General features: G+C 41.8%; 24 protein-coding genes. All 24 read right to left on the reverse strand.

Annotated features, from left to right (window positions below):
• Positions 1–65: 65 nt before the first annotated feature.
• The 24 genes from rplS to OP489_RS06010 all read right to left on the reverse strand — a co-directional run bounded on the left by rplS (position 66) and on the right by OP489_RS06010 (position 23,164).
• Positions 66–410: a 50S ribosomal protein L19 gene (gene rplS / locus OP489_RS05895; RefSeq protein WP_266163392.1), complete on the reverse strand. Its 345-nt coding sequence runs from the start codon at positions 408–410 to the stop codon at positions 66–68.
• 165 nt (positions 411–575) lie between these two features.
• A complete protein-coding gene (locus tag OP489_RS05900) occupies positions 576–1,226 on the reverse strand; it encodes a TIGR03936 family radical SAM-associated protein (protein WP_266163393.1) in 651 nt (216 codons plus the stop codon).
• Positions 1,213–3,042, reverse strand: a complete 1,830-nt coding sequence (locus tag OP489_RS05905) for a TIGR03960 family B12-binding radical SAM protein (protein ID WP_266163486.1) — start codon at positions 3,040–3,042, stop codon at positions 1,213–1,215. The genes OP489_RS05900 and OP489_RS05905 overlap by 14 nt, the downstream gene beginning before the upstream one ends.
• An 84-nt stretch (positions 3,043–3,126) precedes the next feature.
• Complete coding sequence (locus OP489_RS05910) at positions 3,127–3,702, reverse strand: site-2 protease family protein (protein WP_266163394.1); 576 nt, start codon at positions 3,700–3,702, stop codon at positions 3,127–3,129.
• The gene (locus OP489_RS05915) at positions 3,699–3,929 is read right to left on the reverse strand and encodes a hypothetical protein (protein ID WP_266163396.1); all 231 of its coding nucleotides are present in this window, start codon (positions 3,927–3,929) and stop codon (positions 3,699–3,701) included. Before OP489_RS05915 ends, OP489_RS05910 begins: the two co-directional genes overlap by 4 nt.
• A 100-nt stretch (positions 3,930–4,029) precedes the next feature.
• The gene (gltA, locus tag OP489_RS05920) at positions 4,030–5,418 is read right to left on the reverse strand and encodes an NADPH-dependent glutamate synthase (RefSeq protein WP_266163397.1); all 1,389 of its coding nucleotides are present in this window, start codon (positions 5,416–5,418) and stop codon (positions 4,030–4,032) included.
• Between the two features lies 1 nt (position 5,419).
• On the reverse strand, positions 5,420–6,262 hold the full coding sequence (locus OP489_RS05925; RefSeq protein WP_266163398.1) for a sulfide/dihydroorotate dehydrogenase-like FAD/NAD-binding protein: 843 nt from the start codon (positions 6,260–6,262) through the stop codon (positions 5,420–5,422).
• Between the two features lie 165 nt (positions 6,263–6,427).
• On the reverse strand, positions 6,428–7,906 hold the full coding sequence (spoIVA, locus tag OP489_RS05930) for a stage IV sporulation protein A (protein ID WP_266163399.1): 1,479 nt from the start codon (positions 7,904–7,906) through the stop codon (positions 6,428–6,430).
• 19 nt (positions 7,907–7,925) lie between these two features.
• Positions 7,926–9,446: a DUF3794 domain-containing protein gene (locus OP489_RS05935; RefSeq protein WP_266163400.1), complete on the reverse strand. Its 1,521-nt coding sequence runs from the start codon at positions 9,444–9,446 to the stop codon at positions 7,926–7,928.
• Positions 9,447–9,708: 262 nt separating this feature from the next.
• Entirely contained in the window at positions 9,709–9,867 is a 159-nt protein-coding gene (locus OP489_RS05940; RefSeq protein WP_180340764.1) for a hypothetical protein, read from the reverse strand.
• A gap of 66 nt (positions 9,868–9,933) precedes the next feature.
• A complete protein-coding gene (locus tag OP489_RS05945; RefSeq protein WP_266163402.1) occupies positions 9,934–10,563 on the reverse strand; it encodes a thiamine diphosphokinase in 630 nt (209 codons plus the stop codon).
• The gene (gene rsgA / locus OP489_RS05950) at positions 10,560–11,453 is read right to left on the reverse strand and encodes a ribosome small subunit-dependent GTPase A (RefSeq protein ID WP_323135429.1); all 894 of its coding nucleotides are present in this window, start codon (positions 11,451–11,453) and stop codon (positions 10,560–10,562) included. The genes OP489_RS05945 and rsgA overlap by 4 nt, the downstream gene beginning before the upstream one ends.
• A 9-nt stretch (positions 11,454–11,462) precedes the next feature.
• Positions 11,463–13,319, reverse strand: coding sequence for a Stk1 family PASTA domain-containing Ser/Thr kinase (gene pknB, locus OP489_RS05955; protein ID WP_266163403.1), 1,857 nt, complete (start codon positions 13,317–13,319; stop codon positions 11,463–11,465).
• 26 nt (positions 13,320–13,345) lie between these two features.
• Complete coding sequence (locus tag OP489_RS05960; protein WP_266163404.1) at positions 13,346–14,089, reverse strand: Stp1/IreP family PP2C-type Ser/Thr phosphatase; 744 nt, start codon at positions 14,087–14,089, stop codon at positions 13,346–13,348.
• The gene (gene rlmN, locus OP489_RS05965) at positions 14,086–15,120 is read right to left on the reverse strand and encodes a 23S rRNA (adenine(2503)-C(2))-methyltransferase RlmN (protein WP_416232472.1); all 1,035 of its coding nucleotides are present in this window, start codon (positions 15,118–15,120) and stop codon (positions 14,086–14,088) included. Before rlmN ends, OP489_RS05960 begins: the two co-directional genes overlap by 4 nt.
• A gap of 11 nt (positions 15,121–15,131) precedes the next feature.
• The gene (gene rsmB, locus OP489_RS05970; RefSeq protein WP_266163405.1) at positions 15,132–16,469 is read right to left on the reverse strand and encodes a 16S rRNA (cytosine(967)-C(5))-methyltransferase RsmB; all 1,338 of its coding nucleotides are present in this window, start codon (positions 16,467–16,469) and stop codon (positions 15,132–15,134) included.
• A complete protein-coding gene (locus OP489_RS05975; RefSeq protein WP_266163406.1) occupies positions 16,466–17,170 on the reverse strand; it encodes a zinc metallopeptidase in 705 nt (234 codons plus the stop codon). The genes rsmB and OP489_RS05975 overlap by 4 nt, the downstream gene beginning before the upstream one ends.
• 9 nt (positions 17,171–17,179) lie before the next feature.
• A complete protein-coding gene (gene fmt / locus OP489_RS05980) occupies positions 17,180–18,094 on the reverse strand; it encodes a methionyl-tRNA formyltransferase (protein WP_266163407.1) in 915 nt (304 codons plus the stop codon).
• Between the two features lie 44 nt (positions 18,095–18,138).
• Positions 18,139–18,612 carry a peptide deformylase gene (gene def / locus OP489_RS05985; RefSeq protein WP_266163408.1) on the reverse strand — a complete coding sequence of 158 codons (474 nt, stop codon included), beginning with the start codon at positions 18,610–18,612 and terminating at the stop codon, positions 18,139–18,141.
• A gap of 22 nt (positions 18,613–18,634) precedes the next feature.
• Positions 18,635–21,151, reverse strand: coding sequence for a replication restart helicase PriA (gene priA, locus OP489_RS05990; RefSeq protein WP_266163409.1), 2,517 nt, complete (start codon positions 21,149–21,151; stop codon positions 18,635–18,637).
• Complete coding sequence (rpoZ, locus tag OP489_RS05995; RefSeq protein WP_266163410.1) at positions 21,120–21,386, reverse strand: DNA-directed RNA polymerase subunit omega; 267 nt, start codon at positions 21,384–21,386, stop codon at positions 21,120–21,122. Before rpoZ ends, priA begins: the two co-directional genes overlap by 32 nt.
• Complete coding sequence (gene gmk, locus OP489_RS06000; RefSeq protein ID WP_266163411.1) at positions 21,379–21,993, reverse strand: guanylate kinase; 615 nt, start codon at positions 21,991–21,993, stop codon at positions 21,379–21,381. Before gmk ends, rpoZ begins: the two co-directional genes overlap by 8 nt.
• Positions 21,983–22,264, reverse strand: coding sequence for a DUF370 domain-containing protein (locus OP489_RS06005; RefSeq protein ID WP_266163412.1), 282 nt, complete (start codon positions 22,262–22,264; stop codon positions 21,983–21,985). Before OP489_RS06005 ends, gmk begins: the two co-directional genes overlap by 11 nt.
• Before the next feature lie 21 nt (positions 22,265–22,285).
• Positions 22,286–23,164 (reverse strand): YicC/YloC family endoribonuclease, encoded by an 879-nt coding sequence (locus OP489_RS06010; RefSeq protein ID WP_266163414.1) that lies wholly within the window; start codon positions 23,162–23,164, stop codon positions 22,286–22,288.
• Between the last annotated feature and the right edge of the window lie 117 nt (positions 23,165–23,281).

Below are 23,281 nucleotides of genomic sequence, written 5' to 3' on the forward strand. Positions count from 1 at the left end.
ACTTTTAAAAGTTTAAAGATACAAAAAAGGGACACTCTCATGTCCCTTCTCATCTTTTCGATTGTTTATTTTACGATTTCACGAAGTTTTGCAGCCTTGCCCACGCGATCACGTAAATAATAAAGCTTTGCTCTGCGGGTATGGCCCTTGCGAACCAGCTCTACAGATTTTACATTCGGGGAATGAACTGGGAATACACGCTCGACGCCAACCCCATAAGCGACGCGGCGAACGGTAAAGGTTTCGCTGATTCCGGAACCTTTACGTGCAATGACAGTTCCTTCAAACAACTGAATACGTTCACGATTTCCTTCGCGAATATTCACACTTACTTTTACAGTGTCGCCCACTTCGAATTTTGGGGGCTCTGCTTTAATGGAATCCTGAGAAATTAATTTTAATGCGTCCATGATTTTCCTCCTAAAGATTAGACATTCATGCAATTTTCTGCAGAGGACTGTCCGTTTTCAATGTCGTTTACGACGGGCATTGAACTCCTCCGGGGAGTCCGGAGATTTCCAAATGCTTTTATATTTTAGCACAAAGTGATTAAAAAGGCAAGAATTTTTTATAGTTCATACAAATCTTTTGAAGCTATTGTCATAAAGTTCAGTCCTTACAATTTCAGCCTGTTTCGAAAAAGAAAATTCTTTTTCGGCACAAGTTAAAATAAGCGAGGGATTCAGATTAAACTGATTTCCTGCCGGTAGTAAAACATTAATTAAAATTCCTGTTTCTGTTTTCTTAACCGAAAACTTTTGAATCTCCGGACGAATATCCAGATCAATCCAACCGCTTTTTGTGTGTTTTGGCGCAACCAGATGTTCTTTTTTCATCATGTCCTGAAATTGTTGAGAGAGTTCATCCGGATTATCACAATCAATTTTCATTTCATAAGAGGCAAAAGTAATTGCCGATGATTTCATAACAGGTTCTGTCACATCAAGGATCGGCAAATCTCGCGGTAATGCTTTCTTCAGTCGTTCTTTAATTTCCTCATTACTGATCTCGCCTTCTATTCGAAAATCAAAGCTCTCGCGAAGTCCATAAAATCCAAGGCTCAGCGGAAGTGCAAAGGTTAAATACGCATGAGTGTTAAAGCCTTTCGTATACCACAACGGTATTCTTGCGCGCTGTGCTGCCCGGGCAATACAGCGGCTTAAATCCAGATGAGAAATATACCTTGCCGCGCCTATTTTCTGGAACCAGACTCTAACGCTTCTCATAGCAGATTCCTCCTCCGAAGCGTGCTGCCCCGCATGCAGAACAGGATTCTCTGCAGTTTGGCGTTGTCGCTGCGCAATATGCTTTCTTGCATTCGTTGATTAAAAATTCTTTTTTAATTCCATAGTCAATGTGATCCCATGGAAGGATCTCATCAAAACTTCTTCTGCGATTCGCATAAAAAGCAGGATCAATCCCACAGTCTTTAAAAACAGACAGCCAGTTTTCCAGAGAAAAATAATGATCCCAGCCATCCATGCGCATATGGCGCTTATTTGCTTCTAAAAGTGCTTTTCCAAGCCGACGATCTCCCCGTGCAAAAACAGCTTCTATTAAGCTGGTAGACGCATCATGCCAATTTGGCGTGATTTTATGAGAATGAACGGACTGTACCAAAACATGCTGCTTTTCGAGCATCTGCTCCATGGTATCCTGCGGTTCCCATTGAAACGGTGTAAAAGGCTTTGGAATAAACGCAGAAGCACTAACCGTTACTTTAACGCCCTTCCCTTTTGGCTTATTAGAATTTTCGTAAAAAGTATCCACTACTTTTTGAGCAAGCTGTGCTATTCCTTCTACGTCTTCTAAAGTTTCGGTAGGAAGGCCCAGCATAAAATAAAGCTTAACGGTTGTCCAACCACCGGAAAATGCAGTGTTTACCGTTTTTAAAAGCTGCTCTTCTGTAATGTTTTTATTGATCACATTCCGCATACGCTGCGTTCCGGCTTCCGGTGCAAAGGTAAGTCCGCTTCGCCGCACGGATTTAATTTTATTCATCATCTCATTTTGAAATCCGTCGACTCGGAGGCTCGGCAGTGAAATGCCAATTTTCTCATCTTTCGTCCACTCAAGAAGCTTATCCAACAGCGGATTAATCTGAGAATAATCACTGGTACTCAGTGAAGACAAGGAAACTTCATCATATCCTGTGCTTTCACAAAGGTCCCTGCATTGACGGTTGACCGTATCCGGACTTTTTTCCCGAACCGGACGATATAGAAATCCGGCCTGACAGAACCGACAGCCCCGAATACATCCACGAAACACTTCCGAAACTGCACGGTCATGAATAATTTCGAGAAATGGAACCATGCATTTATCCGGAAAATAGCAATGGTCCATATCGAGCATCAATCGCTTTTCGACCGTTTTGGGTGCTCCGTGAGTTGGCGTGATCGCTTTTACAGTACCGTCCTCATGATACTGCACATCATAAAAGGAAGGAACATAAACGCCTTTAATCTTAGCGGCAGCTTCCAAAAATTCTTCTTTCCCGGCACCGCGCTTTTTATATTCCCGATAAAGGTCACAGACCTCTAAATCTACTTCTTCCCCTTCTCCAACAAAAGCAAGATCAATAAAATCCGCAATTGGCTCTAGATTGCAGACGCACGGTCCCCCTGCTACCACAAGATTCTTAAGCCCTTTTCTGTCTTTGGACAGCAGAGGAATCCCGCCGAGTTCCAGCATATTAAGAACATTGGTATAACAGAGCTCATACTGCAAAGTAAATCCAATAATATCAAATTCAGAGAGTGCGTCACCGCTTTCCAGAGCGCAAAGAGGTGTATGTGTCTCTCTCATGAGCTCTTCCATATCTGTCCAAGGTGCAAATGCACGTTCACACCATAGATAATCCGGAAGATTCAGTTCGCTATAAAGAATTCGCAGCCCTAAGTGAGACATTCCAACTTCATAAATATCCGGAAAGCAAAAGACAAATCGCAAATCGATATTTTTTAAATCCTTTTGAATACTGTTGAGCTCTCCGCCTACATAACGTCCCGGTTTTTGAACTTTCGGAAGCAAAGCTTCCATTTGTTTATTAATCACAGAAATCCTCCCAAAAAGAATTCTCTTTATTATATCCTGCTTTCCGAGAGTTTTCAAGCGGTTAGCGTTTTACTTCAACAGCAGAAATGCCATTAAGTAAACACTACAAAGCAATAAAGAAAAATTCCATTTAGATCGAAACAGAACAATAAAGCCGAGGATACCCAGCGGAACAAGGATGCAAAAGGAAATTATTTTTAAAATCTTCTCGACTGTATTTTCCGGGAAATAGAGACAAAGCAGAGAAAAAAGGGCCTGCCCCCCATCCAGAGGAATGATGGGAAGCAAATTAAATAATCCCAAAGCCAGATTCATCTGTGCAAAAAGGGTCTGGTTTCCCAGCAAAAAAAGAAGTCCTCCAAGAAGAAGATTCACTGCCGGACCAGAAAGGTTCACTAGACAATCTTTTTGATAAGAAGTTTTTTCCGATGATGCACTGATTTCTGCTCCAAATGCTGTCAGACAGATTTTTTTAGGAATTCTCCCACAGAGAATCATCATAAAGATGTGGGAAAGTTCATGAATTGCAGCTGCAAGCAGACCATAACTTAAAAATCCGGTAGTATCCAGCATCAGCAGAAAAGAAATCATCAGCAGAAAAGATATTCTGATCGTAAATTCACAATGACAAATGCGAAATCTCATATTTGACTGTTGCTGTTATCATAGGAAGGAAATACTGGAATCAGCTGGCGTTCCCAATCTTTTACCTGATCATTCGGTAAAACATTCTGTTCCGCCTGCAGCTGATACCAACTGCGTACCTGCCCATAAACGGGTTGATCTACAGTTTTTAAAATAATTGCCGCCAACAATGCACCAACACAAACGATTAGCTGAACGACCCGTAAAATCTTTTCTCCTTCTTTCATAAAAAGCACCTCCTCACTTTTATCTTATGAAAAAAAGAGGACGAACATGCAAAGAGCAGGAAAAGCATTTGGGCTTTTCCTGCTCTTTTAAAAAAGAAATTTATTTTTTTGACTGGATATACTTATCAATAGAAGCTGCAGCTGTTTTTCCGCCTCCCATTGCAAGAATAACCGTTGCTGCACCGGAAACTGCATCGCCTGCAGCATAGACTCCTTCACGGGTGGTCTTCATGGAGTCATCTACCACAATGCAGCCTTTCCGATTGGCTTCGAGCCCCTCGGTTGTAGAACGAACCAGCGGATTCGGACGATTTCCGATTGCCATGACTACACAATCTACTGGAATTTCATAATTGCTGCCCGGAATTTCAATCGGCCGGCGGCGGCCGGAAGCATCCGGCTCTCCGAGTTCCATCTTAATGCACTCAATTGCTTTTACGTGACCACTTTCGTCTCCAAGAATCTGAACCGGATTGCGCAGAAGATCAAATTTTACGCCTTCTTCTTTTGCATGGTGAATCTCTTCTTTTCTGGCCGGCATTTCCTCTTCGGAACGACGATAAACGATCGAAACTTCTTCGGCTCCTAACCGTAAAGCAGTTCTGGCAGCATCCATAGCAACATTTCCACCGCCTACAACAGCAACTCGTTTTGGTTTAATCATAGGAGTATCATAATCGGGATTATAAGCTTTCATCAGATTGACACGAGTTAAAAATTCATTTGCAGAATAAGTACCGACTAAATCTTCTCCGGGAATATTCATAAAGCTCGGTAATCCTGCTCCAGTCCCGATAAAAACTGCCTCATAACCCATAGAAAAGAGTTCATCTACATCCAATACTTTTCCCATAACCATATCGGTTTCGATGGAGACGCCAGCTTCACGCAAACTGTCAATTTCTTTCTGAACAGTTTCTTTCGGCAGACGGAACTGCGGAATTCCGTACATCAGTACGCCTCCAGCTGTATGAAGGGCTTCAAAAACAGTCACTTTGTATCCTTTTGCCGCGAGATCTCCTGCACAGGTAAGGCCAGCCGGGCCAGCACCGATTACAGCTACCTTGTGACTATTTTTAGAAACTGATTTCGCAACATCTTTTCCGTGCTTCATATGCCAATCCGATACAAAGCGCTCCAAACGGCCAATTCCAACCGGTTCTCCTTTGATTGCACGTACACATCTTTGTTCACACTGGGTCTCTTGAGGACATACACGGCCGCAAACTGCCGGAAGAGAATTTGTCAATTTAATTTCATTGTAGGCTTCTTCAAATTTTCCCTCTGCAGCATAAGAGAGAAAAGTAGGAATGTGCACCCCTACAGGGCATCCGCCGACACATGGACTGTTTTTGCAGTTGAGGCAGCGCTTTGCTTCTTCTTTTGCCATCTCTTCTGTGTATCCAAGACAGACCTCTTCAAAGTTATGCCGCCGTACTTTAGGATCTTGTTCTGGCATTGGAGTTTTTTCCATTTGCATGTTTGGCATTTTACTTTACACCTCTCATCAATCTGCAATTTTCTTCTCTTGCTGCAGCACGTTCCTGATCATAATAGGTTTTAGAACGCTTAATGGTTTCGTCAAAATCGACCTTAAAGCCATCAAAGTCAGGGCCATCTACACAAGCGAATTTTGTTTCTCCGTCTACCGTCAACCGACAGCACCCGCACATTCCAGTACCGTCAATCATAATTGGGTTCATGCTGACAATTGTCGGAATTTTATATGGTTTCGTAACGTTTACTACTGCGCGCATCATGACAAGAGGCCCTATCGCGACAACCAGGTCATAATCGGCACCATCTTCAATGTTTTTCTGGAGAGCATTTGTGACAAATCCTTTGTTTCCGTTACTGCCATCATCTGTCATTAAGAACAGGCGACTTGAAGCTTTTTCCATTTCATCTTCCAAGATAATTAAATCTTTATTCCGAAATCCTGCGATGACATCCACTTTTGTTCCCATTGCATGGAGTGCCTTTGCCTGCGGATAAGCAATTGCACATCCTGCTCCGCCGCCGATTACCGCAGCGCGCTTATGTCCACTCAATTCGCTGGCTTTTCCCAAAGGCCCTACAAAATCTAGGATCTGGTCTCCCACATTCAGCTGATCCAGCTTCATTGTCGTTTGTCCAACGATCTGATAAATAATCGTAATGGTTCCGTTTTCACGGTCATAATCCGCGATTGTTAAGGGAATTCGTTCGCCGTACTCATCTACTCTAAGAATAATAAACTGTCCGGCTTTGGCTTTCTTTGCAATGAATGGAGCCTTCACGACCATCAATGTCATGGAGTCATTGAGTTTCCGTTTTTCTATAATTGGAAACATATGCTTCACTCTCCTTTGTTTATTTTTAACTGCGCAAAAATAAGTTGTAAAATAATTAACATACTCTATTAGTATACCCTGATTTGCTTTTTTTTCAATAAAAAAAAGCGATTTAATACACAAAATGTATTAAATCGCTAAAATTTTAGTTTTGTATTGATTTTTTTATAAAATGATGCAAATTAAACCGTTGCAGCCATCATTGATGATTCGTTCAATGGTTTCACGCAGCTTATCACGTGCATCCTCTGGCATTCTGCTGAGCTTATTATGTAAACCTTCATTTACAACTTCATGCAGATTCTTTCCGAACAGATTTGATTCCCAGATCTTTCCGGGATTTTCTTCAAATTCTTTCAGCAGGTAAGTAACCATCTCTTGACTTTGTGCTTCGCTGCCGACGATTGGAGTAATCTCTGTTGTAATATTTGTTCTAATCATATGGATTGCCGGTGCGGAAGCCTTTAAACGGACTCCGTACTTTCCACCCTGGCGAATAATCTGAGGATCTTCCAATGACAATTCACTGATTTCAGGCATTACAATTCCATAGCCTCCGGCTTCTACATCATGGTAGGCATCTTTCAGCTTGTTATACTCTTTCTGCATATCTGCAAAACGAAGCATACAGGATAATAAATCTCCTTCATTTTCGATAGAGAGGCCAGTCTTTTCGCCCAATACCTGATAGAAAAGCTCTTTTTGGAGATGAATTTCAATACGGGCTTTTCCGGTTCCAAGATCAATTGATTCTGTCTTTGCACTCTCAACATACTCGCAACCACAGATTTGCTGTGTAAGCGGCGTAATGTCTCTGATCCGGCTAATTTTAACCGCATTTTGTTGAATGGAACCATAAACCGCACTGCGCAGCCAATGCTCTTTTTCCAAAGCAGAAAGCCATTTCGGCATATCCACTTTAATTTCTTTGACAGGAAATTCAAAAAGAACTTTAGAAAGGATTTCACGGATTTGTTTTTCGTCGAGTTCCAAACAGTTGACAGGTAAAACCGCGACTTTATATTTTTGCTCCAGTTGAGAAGCCATTGCTCTTGTTTCTTCTGAGCTTGGATCTACGGAATTCAGCAGAACAATAAACGGTTTTTTAATCTCTTTTAATTCTTTGATGACACGTTCTTCCGCTTCTTCATATTCTTCTCTCGGAAGATCGCTGATAGACCCATCTGTTGTGACAACCAATCCAATCGTAGAATGCTCCGTGATTACCTTTTTTGTACCGATTTCAGCTGCCATATTAAATGGAATCGGATCTTCATACCATGGTGTCATCACCATACGCGGCACGTCATTTTCGATATACCCCAAAGCACTCGGAACAATATACCCGACACAATCGATCATACGAACTGAAAAGGCAGCACTCTGATCAATTTGAATTCGGACAGCCTGCTCCGGAATGAATTTTGGCTCTGTGGTCATAATGGTTCTGCCGCCCGCAGACTGTGGAAGTTCATCGACAGCACGATCTTTTTTCGCTTTCTCCTGAATATTGGGGATCACGATTGTATCCATAAATTTTTTGATAAAGGTGGATTTTCCGGTACGCACCGGTCCAACCACGCCGATATAAATATCGCCATTTGTTCTCTGGGCAATATCATCGTAAAGATTACGCTCTTCCATTTGAATATTCCCTCCTCTCTCACATTGGAATTAATAGCATGCCGGACGCCGATGTAGCGTCCTCTGGCAAATCGTTTTCTTTTCTGATAGCAGAGAGGCTGCTACAATAGGCACGTGCAATAGACCAAAGGTTTTCTTCCTCCGACGCAAAATAGAGACTAAGTGCTGCGGTATGATCCAACACCTTTGGCTTACTTTCATCCAAGGCTGCATCCGTAATCAGATTAATCGTCTTTTGCTCATAAAGTTGGGCCGTGATTGCAAGTTCAGCTCGCAGGTCAATGCCAGCATCCGTCAAATGATAACTTAGGTCCGTCAGAAGCACTTGTGCAATGCACTGGATCGTCCCTGTTCCTTCAAATGATTTGCTGAGAGAAAATTCTGTTGTCCGTTCAAAGTAAAATGGAGTGTTTTCTGCGTTGACCGCCAGTACACAAATATTCATTTTGCCTGAGAATTTTAGCTCTCCATTTTCAACAGTGCCTGATACGGTACAGGCCTCGTTCCAAAGATCAAGGACTTTGGTGATAGGACTTTCTCCCTCTATCGAAAATTTATGGGTACAGGTATCTGAAAAAAGCTGTTTTAGACTCTCAATCTCCTGCTGCTTTTTTGTAAGCGTTAGTTCACAGGTACGGGAATAAGCATCCTGTAAAATGGATTTTTGTTGCTCTTCATAACAAGTAACAGATGCAGTTAAGCGAATATGCGTTTCAAAAGTAGTAAGTTCACCTGAATAATCCGTATGAATTTGAACGGTGACAGACGAAACCGAAACTTCCAAAGAATAGAGGCTATCTTCTGTCATGGAATCACAGGCGATCTCCTGGTCAAACGGCATCGTGTACTCCATTGTTTCCGGCGGCATACTCTCTTCTGCAGAAGCATAAAGAATTTTCAGGCGAACTTCTCCACTAATTTGCAGTCCATCTGCCATCGGTGTCTTTTCTTTGCAGAAGCACACCGCTTGAGTACGAAGAATCCGATCTGCGGGCAGTTTTCCCTGCGGCAGTTCCAGATTATCTTCCAAGGTGAATGGCTGCCTGAAGCAGCCGGAGCCAGTAGTATACTGCAGATTTTGGGGCAATTCCTCTACACTCTCTTCATTTACAGAGGAAACAGCTTCTACATTGCAAGCTCCATAAACACGAGCGCAGATAGAAAAAGCTCCATGGATGTCCAATCGACGTGGACTTGTAGCCCGACAGTTAACGTATTCCATCTTGAGATACGCATAAATTCTTGGATTTTCCACGGTACGTTTTAAAGAAATGGTTGATAAAAAAGAATCCTCCATCTCATAGCTGCGGACAACCATTCCACCCGAATCCAGATAAAAGACACGTACAGTGTAAGTTCCTTCCACTTCCAGATGATCCCCGGAGGCACTGCAGGATGAAATAGCCGGGCATACCTGACATTTCAAAATCTTCTGAATATCCGGACAATAATCGGGAAGGCTGACGTCTACATCCACTGGCTGTTCCTGACAGCCGTTATAAACCGCTTCACTTGCGGTGAGTACCTCACGGTTCAGCATGTTCGATCTCTCCTTTTTGTAATTCTGTGTCATTCATATTCAAATAACTTGTAAAATATGAATCCTCTGTCCACAAAATCTATTACCAAATAAAAAAAGACTCCTTTTTTAAGGAGTCTTTTTTGTTTGATACAACATTTTTTCTTTAAAATTCAGGAATGTACGGGCTCTTTGTCGATATGAAACAGATGCCTAAGGAGAAACGCCAAAAACTTTGAACTGTGGACAACAACAATTTTCAAGATAATCCCTCCCGTAATTTTCAGCGATGAATCAACGCAGCGCCGAGACAAACAATAATGATTGACATAACAAACAAGGTGAATCCAGACGGAAAACAGCAGGCAAGTGTCATACCTAATCCAAATGCGACTGCATAACAGGCACATTTCCCGTCTTGAAAACAGCGTGGTCTGCGCATTGTCTCACCGCCCTTACTGGTTTGTTACTCCAGTATATACGGCAAAGGAAAAAAAGGTGAATCTTTTTAAACGCGATCTAGAACAAATATAATCGCGTGGCCGCTGTGAAGAGTGATAGAAGCATCATCATTAATTAATACATTGCTAGTGCCTCGTGGATCGTTAGAAACCAGTACTCCCTCTTCCAACCGATATTTCATTCCTCGATAAGTGACAGAACACATTCCAGTCCCAAACGGAAAAACAGAAACAGTAGCACCTTTCATTTGACGAAGCAGCATACGTCCACGAGTCATGATAAAGATGTGCGTATGATCCATTACAATTTCGCCCTGACGTCCCTGAGAAGAAATATATTCCAGGGCGCAGTAATTTGCATAGGTATGATCTTCTCTGCCGCCAGCAGCCCCAAAAAGGACAAGTGACTGAAATCCTCTGCGGATTCCTTCTTTTACAGCACTCATCATATCGGTATCGTCTTTTTCTTTTTGCAGACGAATTACTTCTACATTTGCTGGAGGCTCACATTTTGCCGAATCAAAATCTCCAATGACAAGATTGGGTAAAAGTTTTGCTGCTTTAGCAGTATCCAATCCCCCATCTGCACAAATAATAAAGCTATTTTTAGGATCATACTTTGAAAAAACTGATAGGTCTTTCATCGGCGCAGAACCGATAATCAAACATTGTTTCATTTTCGTTTCCAGTCCTTTATTTCCTTAATCTGTTCATACATCTCACAATAACTCTGATGACGTGATTCTGAAATTTTCCCATCTTTTATTGCTTTTAAAATCGCACAACCTTTTTCACAAACATGCGAACATCCTTGAAATTGGCACTGATCGATATAGGGAATAAATTCTCTGAAGCAATATTGAAGCTCTTCTTTTTTTACCGGAACATACCGTTCCAATTGAATAGAAGAAAATCCAGGAGTGTCCGCAACATACCCGCCGCCCGGAACAGGGAGCAGCTCAACTTGTCTAGTTGTATGGCGGCCTCGTCCTAATTTTCGGCTAATTTCTCCTGTCTCTAAATTTTCTCCCGGCAGGAGTTGATTCAGCAACGAGCTTTTTCCAACTCCCGTATTTCCAGTCAATGCTGTCAATTTTCCTTTTAGGATAGACTTTATAGGCTCAATCCCAATTTTTTTAGAGGAAGAGACCTCAAAATAAGGGATTCCAACATTAGAATAAACATCAGTCAAATTTTTGGCACTTTGAAGGTCTGATTTCGTAAAAATTAAAATCGGCTGAATTTTTTGTGCCTCTGCCGCTGCAATTAATTTGTCAATTACCAACATATTAGGATTGGGATCACAAACAGAAATAACAATTATTAACTGATCCAAATTTGCAATTGGCGGACGAATCAATTTATTTTTGCGCGGCAAGATTTCATGGATCGTATAGCTCTGTTCTTCCCCTTCCAATAAAATCACGCTGTCCCCCGCGAGTGGACTGATTCCCTCTTTTCGAAAAAGGCCGCGTGCTTTACATTCGACGAGATCTTTGTTTTGTGTCCTCACATAATAAAATCCGCCGATTCCCTTTTCTATAATTCCTTTTATTTCTCTCATCATTTTTAAGCTTTAATGCGAAGAAGCAGAGGAATTACTGGAGGGATTATCAGAAGAGTGACTGGAGCTTGGGGAGGAATTGCCAGAAGAACTGCTGGACGGTGTTTTACTACTAGTTGGCTGTGAAGTTTGAGGTTCTGTATAGGGGTATTCCGCAAGCGTACTAAAGTTTCCGCTATCAAAGTCAAGACTGATCTTACGATAAATATTTCCACCTAAAGAAACCGTTAAAATTTTTGTTCCGGTTTCTCCTGAAAAAGACTGTGTCCAAGTCGAATTATATGCAGGATTAACGGTTACCTGTCCCTGCAAGACTCCATCCAAATAATAGGATAGATTAAGGTTGCTGCTAACGCTGGGCAAAGAGACTGTTACAGAAATCTTTGTTTCCTTTTTTCCAGTGCTATAGACCAGATTCACTTTACTGCCTTTATCTACAGAAGTTCCTGCTGCAGGACTTGTTTCCAAAATCGTATTGGCCGTTTCTTTTCCGTCTTTGGCAGTAACGGTACCAACCTGAAGTCCTGCCGAAATCAATGCCTGTTTTGCATCAGCTACTGTTTTCCCTGTTACGTCCGGAACTTGTACAGTATCTGCCGCTACAATTACAGTCAAATGCACATCTGAACCCTTTTTAACGGTCATATCGGCATTTGGGCTTTGGCTCACGATCGTACCTGTCTCTTTTGTGGAATCTGTTTTGGTCTCCTCCACAAAATTAAATTGTCCATTATATGCTTTGACTACATCGTCATATTTTTGGCCAACAAAGTTCGGAAGCTTTACTTCTGAAGGAGTTCCGCAGCTCTTAAAAACACCGGCGACCATCAGAATCACTGCAAGAATAACAACTCCCAAAGCAATCCCGCCAATAATAAACGGTGTTTTTTTCCGTTTCTTAGCTTTCGCATTATTTTGTTCCGGATGCTCTACATAATTATATCCATCATCATAAGAAGTAACAGAAGCAGTATCCTTCAAAGAATTAGGCGTTGCGTAATCATTATTTCTTTGAATATATTTATATTCAAAAACCGCATCCGGGTTTTGGCGCAGTTCTTTAAGGTCCAGCAGCATCTCTGTTGCAGTCTGATAACGCTGAGCAGGATCTTTCTGCATCGCATGCAAGGTGATCTGCTGCAATCCAAGAGGAATATCCGGATTAATCTCCATTGGGGGCTGTGGTTCTGCCTGAAGCTGCATAATCGCAACCGAAACTGCATTTTCTGCCTCAAAAGGCAACTGCCCGGTAATCATTTCATAGAGCATGACACCGACGGAATAGATATCTGCTTTTTCGTCGGTAAGATCTCCTCTTGCTTGTTCTGGTGCAATATAGTGAACAGAACCAATGGCCTTATCCGTCATTGTCCTTGTCTCACTGCGGGCAAAACGAGCAATGCCGAAATCAGTCACTTTAATCGTATCATCAGGCAAAACCATAATATTCTGCGGTTTAATGTCCCGGTGTACAATCCCCTTCTGGTGGGCATGCTGCAGCGCACGCAAAATCTGCGTGGTAAAATACAGCACTTTATTGAGATCTATAACAGTTTGACGGTCCAAATATTCCCGAAGGGTAATTCCATCAATATATTCTTCGACGATATACTGAATCTGATCTCCAAAGCTCACGTCATAGACTTTAATAATATTGGGATGAGAAAGCAGTGCAATTGCCTTACTTTCATTTTTAAAGCGGCGGATAAATTCCGCATTGTCCAAAAACTCATCTTTCAGTATTTTGATTGCAACTGTACGCTGATCCAAAGTATCATAAGCACGATACACAAGTGCCATTCCACCAGCGCCAACCAATTCCTGAATCTCATAGCGGCCGTCCAATCGTTTGCCGGCATATTTATCCATGCTAGAAAATCCTCCTTCCTTTGAACTTAGTTTTCGATAATAGAAACGGTAATATTATCCCCGCCGCCATTTTTGTTCGCTTCTTCAATTAATTGATCCGCTAAATCTTGCCCCTGAAACTTTTTGGCAAAATCCATAAGGACTTCTGGCTCCACACAATTTGAAAAGCCATCCGTACAGAGTATTAAAAGGTACCAATCCTGAGGCAGTGTTATTTCACAGTAATCCGTTTGTATCTGATCTTCAACCCCAAGTGCTCGTGTGATAATATTCTTCTGTGGATGGTTTTTAGCCTGCTGTAAAGTCAGATCTCCGCTATCTACCATTTCCTGAACCATCGAGTGATCTGTTGTGATCTGCTGAATTCCGTCTGAATCCAGCAGGTATGCACGGCTGTCCCCTGCATGAGCGACATGTGCTACCCCATCATAAACGATTGCAGTTACCAACGTTGTTCCCATTCCTGAAAGCTGCGTATCTTCTGCTGCACGTTCATAAATCGCTGTATTGGCATTATACGCTGCAGAAGTCATTAGATCTCGCAATCCGTTATCTGTAAACTTCTGAGTTTCTTCAAAATAGTGAAGATATTGCTCTGAAATAGACTCAACAGCCATACTGCTTGCAACATTTCCACCATTTGCGCCGCCCATGCCATCACAGACAACAGACCACGCCAGATTTCCGTCCGAAGTGAGTCCAAAGCGGCAATCATCCTGATTACTGCTCCTCACTTTTCCGATATCTGTTCTTCCGCACACTCTTATCATAATTCAACCTCACTTTGGTACCTGCGGCGTAACTGTCCACAGGAGGCATTGATATCAGCGCCCAAAGTCCGCCGGACTGTAGCTGTGATTCCCGCTTTGGCAAGAATCTTTATAAAAACCTGCTGCCTATCTATCATACTCTTTCGATAGCTTGTCCCGGAAACAGTATTGACCGGAATCAAATTGACATGACACAAAGTGCCCCGCAGCCGTTCTCCTAATTCTCGCGCACAATCATCACTGTCATTTAGGCCGCTGATCATTGCATATTCATAGGAAATTCTGCGTCCGGTTGTTTCACTGTAATAGCGACAGGCTTTGAGTAAATCTTCAATGTGCCAGCGCTGATTGATCGGCATTGTCTGAGAACGAATGGCATCATTTGGCGCATGAAGAGAAATAGAAAGTGTTAATTGATATTTCTTCTCTGCAAGATCATAAATCTTATCGACGATCCCACAAGTAGAAAGAGAAATATGCCTCATTCCAATATTAATCCCATCCGGGTTGGAAATCAACTCTAGAAAACGAAGAACATTTTCATAATTATCAAGAGGCTCCCCCATTCCCATCAAAACCACATTTGAAATGCGTTTTTGTCCATCTCGCTCTGCAGTTTGTATTTGTGAAAGCATTTCACTGGGGGTCAAATTTCTAGAAAAGCCGCTCTGACCGGTAGCACAGAATGTACATCCCATTCTGCAGCCGACCTGTGTTGAAATACAGATTGTTCTTCCATAATGATAATCCATCAATACGGATTCAATCAGTTCTCCGTCATGCAGGCGAAATAGGTATTTTTTTGTACTGTCAAGTTTGGAACAATAGCATTTCTGGATTACAGCATCTGCTATGTAGCACTTTTTCTGCAAAGTTTCTCTTAGGGATTTACTAAGATTCGTCATCTCTGAAAAAGAGGTAACTCCCTTTTGCAGCCATAAAAATATCTGTTTTGCACGAAATTTTGGCTCTTTAATTTCGGCCAAATACGTTTCAAGCTCTGGTATTGTCATGGATTTTATATCAATCAGTTCCAATTTTTTTACTCCCGCTGACGGATAAAGGCTGAAATAAAAAATCCGTCCGAATTATGCATTTGTGGGAAAATCGTCCATTCGTTTTCCGGCTCATTGATTAAATGGGAAAAGCCTTGCGGTAAATTAAGCGATACCGGAGAAAATTTCGGATGAGACTGTAAAAAGCGTTCAACTACCGCATGATTTTCTTTTGGATTTAAAGTACAGGTAGAATAAATCATTTTCCCTTTATACTGAACAAAACCTGCATTATTACATAATATACGGTACTGCAAGCTGGGTAAACTGTCAAGAGTTTTGGCGTTTTTATAGCGAATCTCAGGCTTTCTGCGCAAAATTCCGAGTCCAGAACAAGGGGCATCACATAATACACGATCTGCTAAAGGTAAAACACCTTCAGAATTTTCAGCATCTCTTACAGAGGCCGATATACAGGAAAGATGAAGCCGAGAGGCACCGGAAGCAATCAAACGGACTCTCCCTTTATATAAATCATAAGCTTCCAAAGTCCCTTGATTTTGCATCTTCTCTGCCATCGTAAAGCTCTTACCGCCTGGTGCCGCACAGACATCCAAAATTCGTTCTCCTGCTTTTGGGTCGACCATCTCACAACAAAGCTGACTAGAAAGATCTTGAATATGAAACAGCCCTTTTTGAAAAGATGGACTGGCTTCGAGGGAACCGGTATTTTTCAGCAAAATTGTTCCTTCCAAAAAAGGAAAGATTTCTGCTTCAATTCCTTCTTTTTCGAGGTTTTCACATAATTCTTCCCGGCTAATCAACGTTGTATTGACCCGGGCAAAAATAGGCGGTCTGTTTTCCAACGTCTTCAAAAGATCTTCCGTTGTTTTCTGACCATAAGATTTTTCCCACATACGAATCAGCCACTGCGGACAGGAATACCGAACACTGAACGAAAAAATGCGATCCCCTTTGGGCTGTGTATTGAGAATCGTTCCTTTTTTTCTCAAAAAATTCCGCAAAACACCATTAATAAAACCAGAAGCTCTTTCTTCCCCCGTCGTTTTTGCAAGAATGACTGCTTCATTCACTGCAGCGGATTCTGGAATTTTATCTAGAAATAAGATTTGATAAACTGCCATTTCCAAAATCAACAAAACCGGAATCTCCATTTTTGCAATTTCAATTTTAGAAATCTGCGAAATAATATAATCTAAAGTCAGCTTTCGTTCCAACACCCCATAAAAAAGTGCAGAAGCCAATGCGTTTTCACGCGGTTCCATTTTCGAATTTTTTAAGGCTTTATTCAATACGAGATTAGAGTATCCTTCATTCACTTCCACTTGTAAAAGCGCTTGAAGTGCTGTACTTCTTGCCGTCATCTGTCATTTCCCCGTCTGCTTCCTGAAATTGCCAAAAGGCGTAAAAGCTGCATCAATGCAGTAAAACTGGCTGCCAAATAAGTAAGCGCCGCAGCCCACAGTACTTTTTGCGCGCCGATCAGTTCAGGTCCATCTAAAATTCCGCCTTCATCCAATACTTTTAGTGCCCGACGGCTCGCATTTAATTCTACCGGCAACGTTACAAACTGAAATAGGACAACTAATCCAAAAAGTAAGATTCCAATATCAACGATAAAGCTATATTGAACCGGTAAAATCAATCCAATAATGATCATGGGAATTGACGCTCTGGAACCGACCTGGGTAACCGGAACAAGTGCTGACCTAATTTTATTGGGCAAATATCCCTGTGCGTTCTGAATACTATGTCCTGCTTCATGCGCTGCAACACCGACTGCCGCAATAGAAGTATTGCCATAAACGCTTTGCGATAAACTAATTGTGTTATTTCGCGGATCAAAATTATCCGTCAAATTTCCGCCAATCTGGCGAACCACAATATTGGCTCCTCCAAGCCGAGCTACTTCTTGTGCTGCTTGAGCTCCTGTTAGTCCTTTAGAAGTTGGAATCTGTGAGTATTTGCGAAAAGTGGAATTTAATTTGACCTGTGCATACAAAGTCAGCAAAATTGCTGGAAGAAGATAAAGCATGGTCTGATAATTATAATAATAAAATCCCATAAGCGCCTCCTAAAAAGGTAAAACAGTACCGGTAGAAATCAGGTGTCCCCGTAAAAAATCAGAAGCATTCATTCGCTTTTTTCCCGCAGCCTGTACTTCTAACAGCTGAATTGCAGTTCCGTTTCCGCAGCAGACTACAAAGTCTTTCAATATCTGACCTGGTTTCCCGTTTCGTTTTTCGATCACTTTGCTTTTCCAAATTTTCAAAGGAATCTCTTCGAAAACAGTAGAAGCTGTCGGCCATGGATTCAATCCGCATATTTGGTGATGGATCTCGAGTGCATCTTTATTCCAATCAATCGGGCTCATGGTCTTGTCCAGCATAGAAGCATAAGCAGTTGTCATCTCCCCCTGCGGCTGAGGAATAATATTAGGCAACTCTTCAATCGTTTGGAGCAAGAGGTCTGCTCCCAGTTCTGCCAATCGATTTCCCAATTCTCCAGAAGTTTCATTCTGACCAATGGATGTTTCTGCTTTGAGGAGCATGTCACCTGTATCAAGCCCCTCTGCCATAAACATTGTGGTAACACCGGTAATCTTATCTCCATTTAAAACAGACCATTGAATCGGTGCTGCCCCGCGATATTTCGGCAGCAAAGACGCATGAACATTGATACAGCCCTGCGGTGGAATCTCCAAGACCTTTTTCGGAAGAAGTTTTCCATAAGCCACCACAACTGCAATATCCGGATGAAAACTGCGAAACTGTTCGGCAGCTTCTTCTGTTTTCAAGGTCGTCGGCTGTAAGACCGGAATTCCTGCTTCCTGCGCTAAAGCTTTAACCGGAGACGGTGTTAATTTCTGTTTTCTTCCGACCGGCTTATCCGGCTGCGTATAAACAGCACAAATCTCATGCTTTGAATTTAGCAGCTTTTGCAGGCAAGTCTTTGCAAAATCAGGTGTTCCCATGAATAAAATCCGCATTGTACCACATCCATTATCCTTAGTTTATGTGTATCAGAACAAAATTATCTCATTTTTGCTAATTCTTCTGCAGTCAGCATGCGAATTGCGTGACTTTGAAAGAGAATTCCATCGAGATGATCAATCTCATGGCAGCAAGCAGTAGCCAAAAAATCCGATGCTTCCAAATCGAAAGGTTTTCCAGTACGATCCTGTGCATGCACTTTTACATGCTTTGGGCGTTTTGTCAGTGCATATTGTCCCGGAAAAGAAAGACAACCTTCTATTGTTTCCTGCTCCCCTTCCCGAAGCGTAAAAACCGGATTAATCATTTCAATTTTTCCGTCACCGACATCAATTACTACAATACGACGGCGTATCCCAACCTGAGGGGCTGCCAAACCGACACCATCTGCTTTGATCATCGTCTCATACATATCGTCTAATAAAATATGGAGACGTTCATTAAATTGCTCAACTGTACGACAATGTGCCGTTAACGTGGGTTCTCCCTCTTTTAAAATGTTTCTGATTGCCATGATAAAGACCTCCTAAAATCTATTATAACACATAACATGGATTGATCTGTGCAAAAACGGTGATTCCGCGAAACTCATGATTTTTTCCAAATAAGATTAAAAGCCTTGAAATCATTTCGCGAAAGCGTTTACTATTACGACATTTTATCATTAGTTTATCCCGGTATTTATCACTTACCCGTGGGATAGAAGCTGGTGAAGGGCTCAAGACGCGCAGGGGAAGTTCCGAATATTCATTCAAAGCGATTGCCTGTAATTTTTCTAAAAAAGAAGCACTGCATTTTTTGACTGCCTGCTCATTTTTTCCAATAAATCCAACCACACAAATATCCGCAAAAGGCGGATAAAGCATTGCCTTTCGAATTGCAATTTCGGATTGATAAAAAGCAGGATAATCTTGTCTTTTGGCAAGATCTAAAATGGGATTCTCTGGGGTATAAGTCTGTATAAAAGCTTTGCCGCGCAAATTTCCACGGCCTGCTCTTCCGACTACCTGCGTCAATAAATCAAAAGTATGTTCATAACTGCGAAAATCATCACAATAAAGCGCTTGATCGGCAGAAAGGACGCCCACAACAGTTACATTTTCAAAATCAAGTCCTTTTGCTACCATTTGGGTTCCTACAATCAAATCGTATTCATGCCTTCGAAACTGATTCAATTTTATTTCATAAGCGTTTTTACTCATCGTCGCATCGGTATCTAAGCGCAAAATTTTTGCCTCAGGCAATAGATTTCGCAGTTGCTCCTCTGCTTTTTGTGTCCCAGATCCTCCAAAATGAACCTTTTCCTCATGGCAAGATGGACACTCTTTTGTAAATGGAACGGAATATCCGCAATAGTGACACATTAAGCGACCGTTTGCACGATGATAGGTTAATGAAATGCTGCAGTGCGGACAAGTAATAACATGCCCACAAGCTCTACAAGAAGCGAATGTATTATATCCCCGGCGATTTAAAAGCAAAATTGCTTGCTCCCCTTTCAAAAAAGCTTGTTTTAATGCCTCTAAAAGGGGGCTGCTAAGAATCGTGGTATTTCCGGCTTCAAATTCCCGATTCATATCACAGATTTCTACCTGCGGAAGAATCGCAGTTCCAAAGCGCTTCGAAAGTACATCAAATCCAATTCGTTTCTTCTGCGCAGCATAATAGGTTTCGATTCTGGGGGTAGCAGAAGCAAGTAATAATAGCGCATGATGATAAGCACAGCGAAAATGGGCAATATCCCGCGCATGGTAGCGTGGAGACTGCTCTGACTGATAAGTATCTTCTTGCTCTTCATCTAAAATGATTAGCCCGATTTTTGAAAGTGGCGCAAATACCGCAGAACGAGTTCCAACCACGATAGAAGCTTTTCCGTCCCGTACTCTTTTCCATTCATCCATGCGTTCCCCCATCGAGAGTCCGCTGTGAAATACTGCAACCTGAGAACCATATCGGCGATGAAAAATTTCAATCATTTGTGAGGTTAAAGAAATTTCAGGGACCATCAAAATAACGCCTTTTCCATCCTGCTGTACACGGTCGATCAGCTTTAGAAAAATACTAGTCTTTCCGCTTCCTGTAATTCCATACAAAAGTGAACTTTGGGTCTTGGAAGAATCATACAAGGACTTTAAATGTTGGTATGCGGTCTCCTGCTCCGCTGATAAAATAAGCTCACGGTTTTCCATCTCTTGATCAGCAGATTCATAAGGGTTTCGATAAACAGGATTTTCAAAGAACTCACAAATTTCCTTTTTCACCAGATTGTCAGGAACTGCAGGTGTAACGCCGGTATAATAACAAATTTCTTTTACAGATGCTGCTCCTGCATCCCGTAATACTTGGACCACTTCTTTTTGACGAGCGGTCAAGCGAAAAGGAAATTCCTCATTTTCCGGATCTTTTAACCGAATCATTTTCTGCGTTGCATCGCTAATTTTTTGCACTGAATCCGTTTTATATTCTAAAACTCCTTTTAAAAAAAGCTCTTTCAAAACAGATTCTACATTCTTTGTTCCTTTTAGCACCGCAAAAAGCTCTTTTTCCTCAACCGGCTTTCCAATCTGTTGCAAAAGCCGAATGATCTCCTGCTCCTGCTGCGAATAGGAAGGAAGTGATTCTTCGGAAACCCTTTTGGTAAGAGAGAAAAAGCGTTTGATATGATATTGGAATCCAATTGGAAATAGAAGTCTTGCAGCTTCATATAACGTGCAAAAATATTGCTCTTTTATCCAAGAAACCAGGAGCAGCCCCTCATTTGAAAGAAGCGGTGCCGAATCCAGCACCGCTTCCAATGGTTTTATCTTTATGGAAGGTTTCTCTTTGCTTTCTTCAGTCGCAAGAATCATTCCCTGCCGCTTTGCACTGGCGGTTCCAAAAGGGACCAATACGCGGCATCCCGGTTTTGCTGTTGGCAAAAGAAAATCCGGAATCAAATAATCAAAAGGCTGATCAAAATGATAGACTGTTTTTTCAACAGCAACCTTTGCAAGATACATTTGTTGCTCCTGTTTCACAAAATCATTTTTGTTCTGAATCGTTTTCTGACTCAAATTTCGGCTCCGCTTCTTCTTTTGCGGAAGTATTGCCCTCTTTGCCTGGGACGATTTCATATTTATGTTCTTGTAATTCGCGCACAGCCACTTCTACCGGCTTTTCAACTAAAATTTCCTCTGGATTGTTTTCAGCTTCAGCAACGATCTCTCTGGCACGTTTTGCAACTCCTACGCAAAGAGAATAACGGCTTTGTCCTTTTTTTGTCAATTTATCAGCAATTGGTTTAATCATGGTTTTCCAGCATCCTTTCAATTAAATCCTGATTTCGGCTTGATCTCATTTTTTCAGCATGAATAATCTGGGCAAGCTCTTCTACAGCCTGTTCAATATCATCATTGATCAAGAGATAGTCATAATGAACAGCCTGCGAAATTTCTTGTTTTGCAGCTGCAAGACGTTTCTCTACAACTTCTTCTGTCTCTGTTCCGCGTCCGCGAAGCCTGGATTCCAGAACCTTTAAGGAAGGCGGCAGATTAAAGATTCCAACACTTTGGGGAACTTTTTTCTGAATCTGTGCTCCCCCCTGCACCTCAATTTCCAAGAATACGTCTTTGCCTTCATTGAGCCAATTTTCGATGGGCTTTTTAGGAGTTCCATAGCAATGATCACAATATTTTGCACTTTCCAAAAGCTCATCATTTTCCTGCATCGATTGAAATTTTTCCTGACTGACAAAATAATAGGAAACTCCATCTTTTTCTCCGGGGCGCGGATCTCTGGTCGTAGCAGAAATAGACAACTGAGCATTTTGATATTTTTCAAAATAACGTTTTAAGACTGTCCCCTTTCCGCTACCAGAAGGGCCAGAAAAAATAATCAGCAAACCTCTATGATTCACTATGACTCAACTCCTCTTCTTCAGCTGTTTCCTCTTGGCGGTCTTCCCCGCGCTTTGCAACTTTTTCAGGAACAAGTGCACAGAGAATCACATGCTCACTATCTGTGATAATAACCGCTTTTGTACGTCTGCCATACGTCGCATCAATTAAAGTGTGCCTCTCTTTGGCATCGGCAATAATTCGTTTGATCGGTGCAGATTCTGGGCTGACAACCGCTATAATGCGATCTTCCGCAACAAGATTTCCGTATCCAATATTAATTAATTTCATCTTGCTTCTTTTTCACCTTTTCTATTCGATGTTCTGAATCTGTTCCCGAATTTTTTCGATTTCTGCTTTAATATCTACTACAAGATAAGCAATTTGTGTATCGCATGCTTTGGAACCGATTGTATTTGCTTCTCGGTTCATTTCCTGCACCAAAAAATCCAGTTTTCGGCCAATCGGCCCTTCTGAATCTAAAAGCTTTTTAAACTGATCAAAATGGCTGCGCAGCCGGACTGTTTCTTCCGCCACGGCCACTTTATCTGCAAAAATAGCAGCTTCCGTCAAAAGGCGTTCCTCATCAACAGTTGTATCCCCCAATATTTCATGCAGTCTGGCAATCAACTTTTCATTGTATTCCGCCACTGTTTGAGGAGAACGTTCTTCGACTTTCTGAACCATCTGTAAAATACACTCTGCGCGGGAAAGAACATCTTTTTTAAGATTAACGCCTTCTGCTTCCCGCATAGCAAGCAAAGCACCAAGGGCACCTTCTGCAACTTCTTTAACATCATTCCAGAGCGCTTCTTCATCTTCCGGCTCATGCTCAACTGTTAGAATATCCGGATAACGCGAGACTGCCATCACAGAAATATCGTCCCGAAGATCATAGCGGTCACGCAGCTCTCTTAGAGACTTTAGATAGCTTTCCGCAAGCGGATAATTAACATGTACTTGCGCTGCGGTATCCTGCAGCGTTTCAATAGAAATAAAGGCCTCTACCTTTCCTCGAAAAAGTTTTTGCTGAAGATATGCTTTTAGTTTACTTTCCAAGAAATCATATCCACGGCTGATACGAGAGGAAAACTCAAAATAGCGGTGATTAACCGACTTGATCTCTACTGAAATTTCTCTTCCGTTTTTTACGGCTTCCATTCTCCCGAAGCCTGTCATACTTTTTAGCAAAATGACCATCCCTATGCTGTTTTTTAAGAGAAATGATTTTCATATTATTTTACCAGAAATCAGGCAGTATTGTCAACTAAATAAAAAATCCAGCTCCAATAGCTGGAACTGGATTTA

It is taken from the genome of Caproicibacterium sp. BJN0003 (assembly GCF_026314295.1).
GTDB lineage: Bacteria > Bacillota > Clostridia > Oscillospirales > Acutalibacteraceae > Caproicibacterium.

Coding starts and splice junctions, on each gene's coding strand:
- OP489_RS05925 (WP_266163398.1), bottom strand. CDS start 6,262: ATGTTTCCAATTATAGAAAAACGGAAACTCAATGACTCCATGACATTG.
- fmt (WP_266163407.1), bottom strand. CDS start 18,094: ATGCGGATTTTATTCATGGGAACACCTGATTTTGCAAAGACTTGCCTG.
- OP489_RS05940 (WP_180340764.1), bottom strand. CDS start 9,867: ATGCGCAGACCACGCTGTTTTCAAGACGGGAAATGTGCCTGTTATGCA.
- OP489_RS05935 (WP_266163400.1), bottom strand. CDS start 9,446: ATGCTGAACCGTGAGGTACTCACCGCAAGTGAAGCGGTTTATAACGGC.
- OP489_RS05900 (WP_266163393.1), bottom strand. CDS start 1,226: ATGAGAAGCGTTAGAGTCTGGTTCCAGAAAATAGGCGCGGCAAGGTAT.
- spoIVA (WP_266163399.1), bottom strand. CDS start 7,906: ATGGAAGAGCGTAATCTTTACGATGATATTGCCCAGAGAACAAATGGC.
- gltA (WP_266163397.1), bottom strand. CDS start 5,418: ATGCCAAACATGCAAATGGAAAAAACTCCAATGCCAGAACAAGATCCT.
- rsgA (WP_323135429.1), bottom strand. CDS start 11,453: ATGATGAGAGAAATAAAAGGAATTATAGAAAAGGGAATCGGCGGATTT.
- OP489_RS06005 (WP_266163412.1), bottom strand. CDS start 22,264: ATGAAATTAATTAATATTGGATACGGAAATCTTGTTGCGGAAGATCGC.
- def (WP_266163408.1), bottom strand. CDS start 18,612: ATGGCAATCAGAAACATTTTAAAAGAGGGAGAACCCACGTTAACGGCA.
- OP489_RS05915 (WP_266163396.1), bottom strand. CDS start 3,929: ATGAAAGAAGGAGAAAAGATTTTACGGGTCGTTCAGCTAATCGTTTGT.
- OP489_RS05905 (WP_266163486.1), bottom strand. CDS start 3,042: ATGGAAGCTTTGCTTCCGAAAGTTCAAAAACCGGGACGTTATGTAGGC.
- pknB (WP_266163403.1), bottom strand. CDS start 13,319: ATGGATAAATATGCCGGCAAACGATTGGACGGCCGCTATGAGATTCAG.
- rpoZ (WP_266163410.1), bottom strand. CDS start 21,386: ATGATTAAACCAATTGCTGATAAATTGACAAAAAAAGGACAAAGCCGT.
- rsmB (WP_266163405.1), bottom strand. CDS start 16,469: ATGACGGCAAGAAGTACAGCACTTCAAGCGCTTTTACAAGTGGAAGTG.
- OP489_RS05945 (WP_266163402.1), bottom strand. CDS start 10,563: ATGAAACAATGTTTGATTATCGGTTCTGCGCCGATGAAAGACCTATCA.
- OP489_RS05975 (WP_266163406.1), bottom strand. CDS start 17,170: ATGGGATTTTATTATTATAATTATCAGACCATGCTTTATCTTCTTCCA.
- rplS (WP_266163392.1), bottom strand. CDS start 410: ATGGACGCATTAAAATTAATTTCTCAGGATTCCATTAAAGCAGAGCCC.
- OP489_RS05910 (WP_266163394.1), bottom strand. CDS start 3,702: ATGAGATTTCGCATTTGTCATTGTGAATTTACGATCAGAATATCTTTT.
- OP489_RS05960 (WP_266163404.1), bottom strand. CDS start 14,089: ATGATAAGAGTGTGCGGAAGAACAGATATCGGAAAAGTGAGGAGCAGT.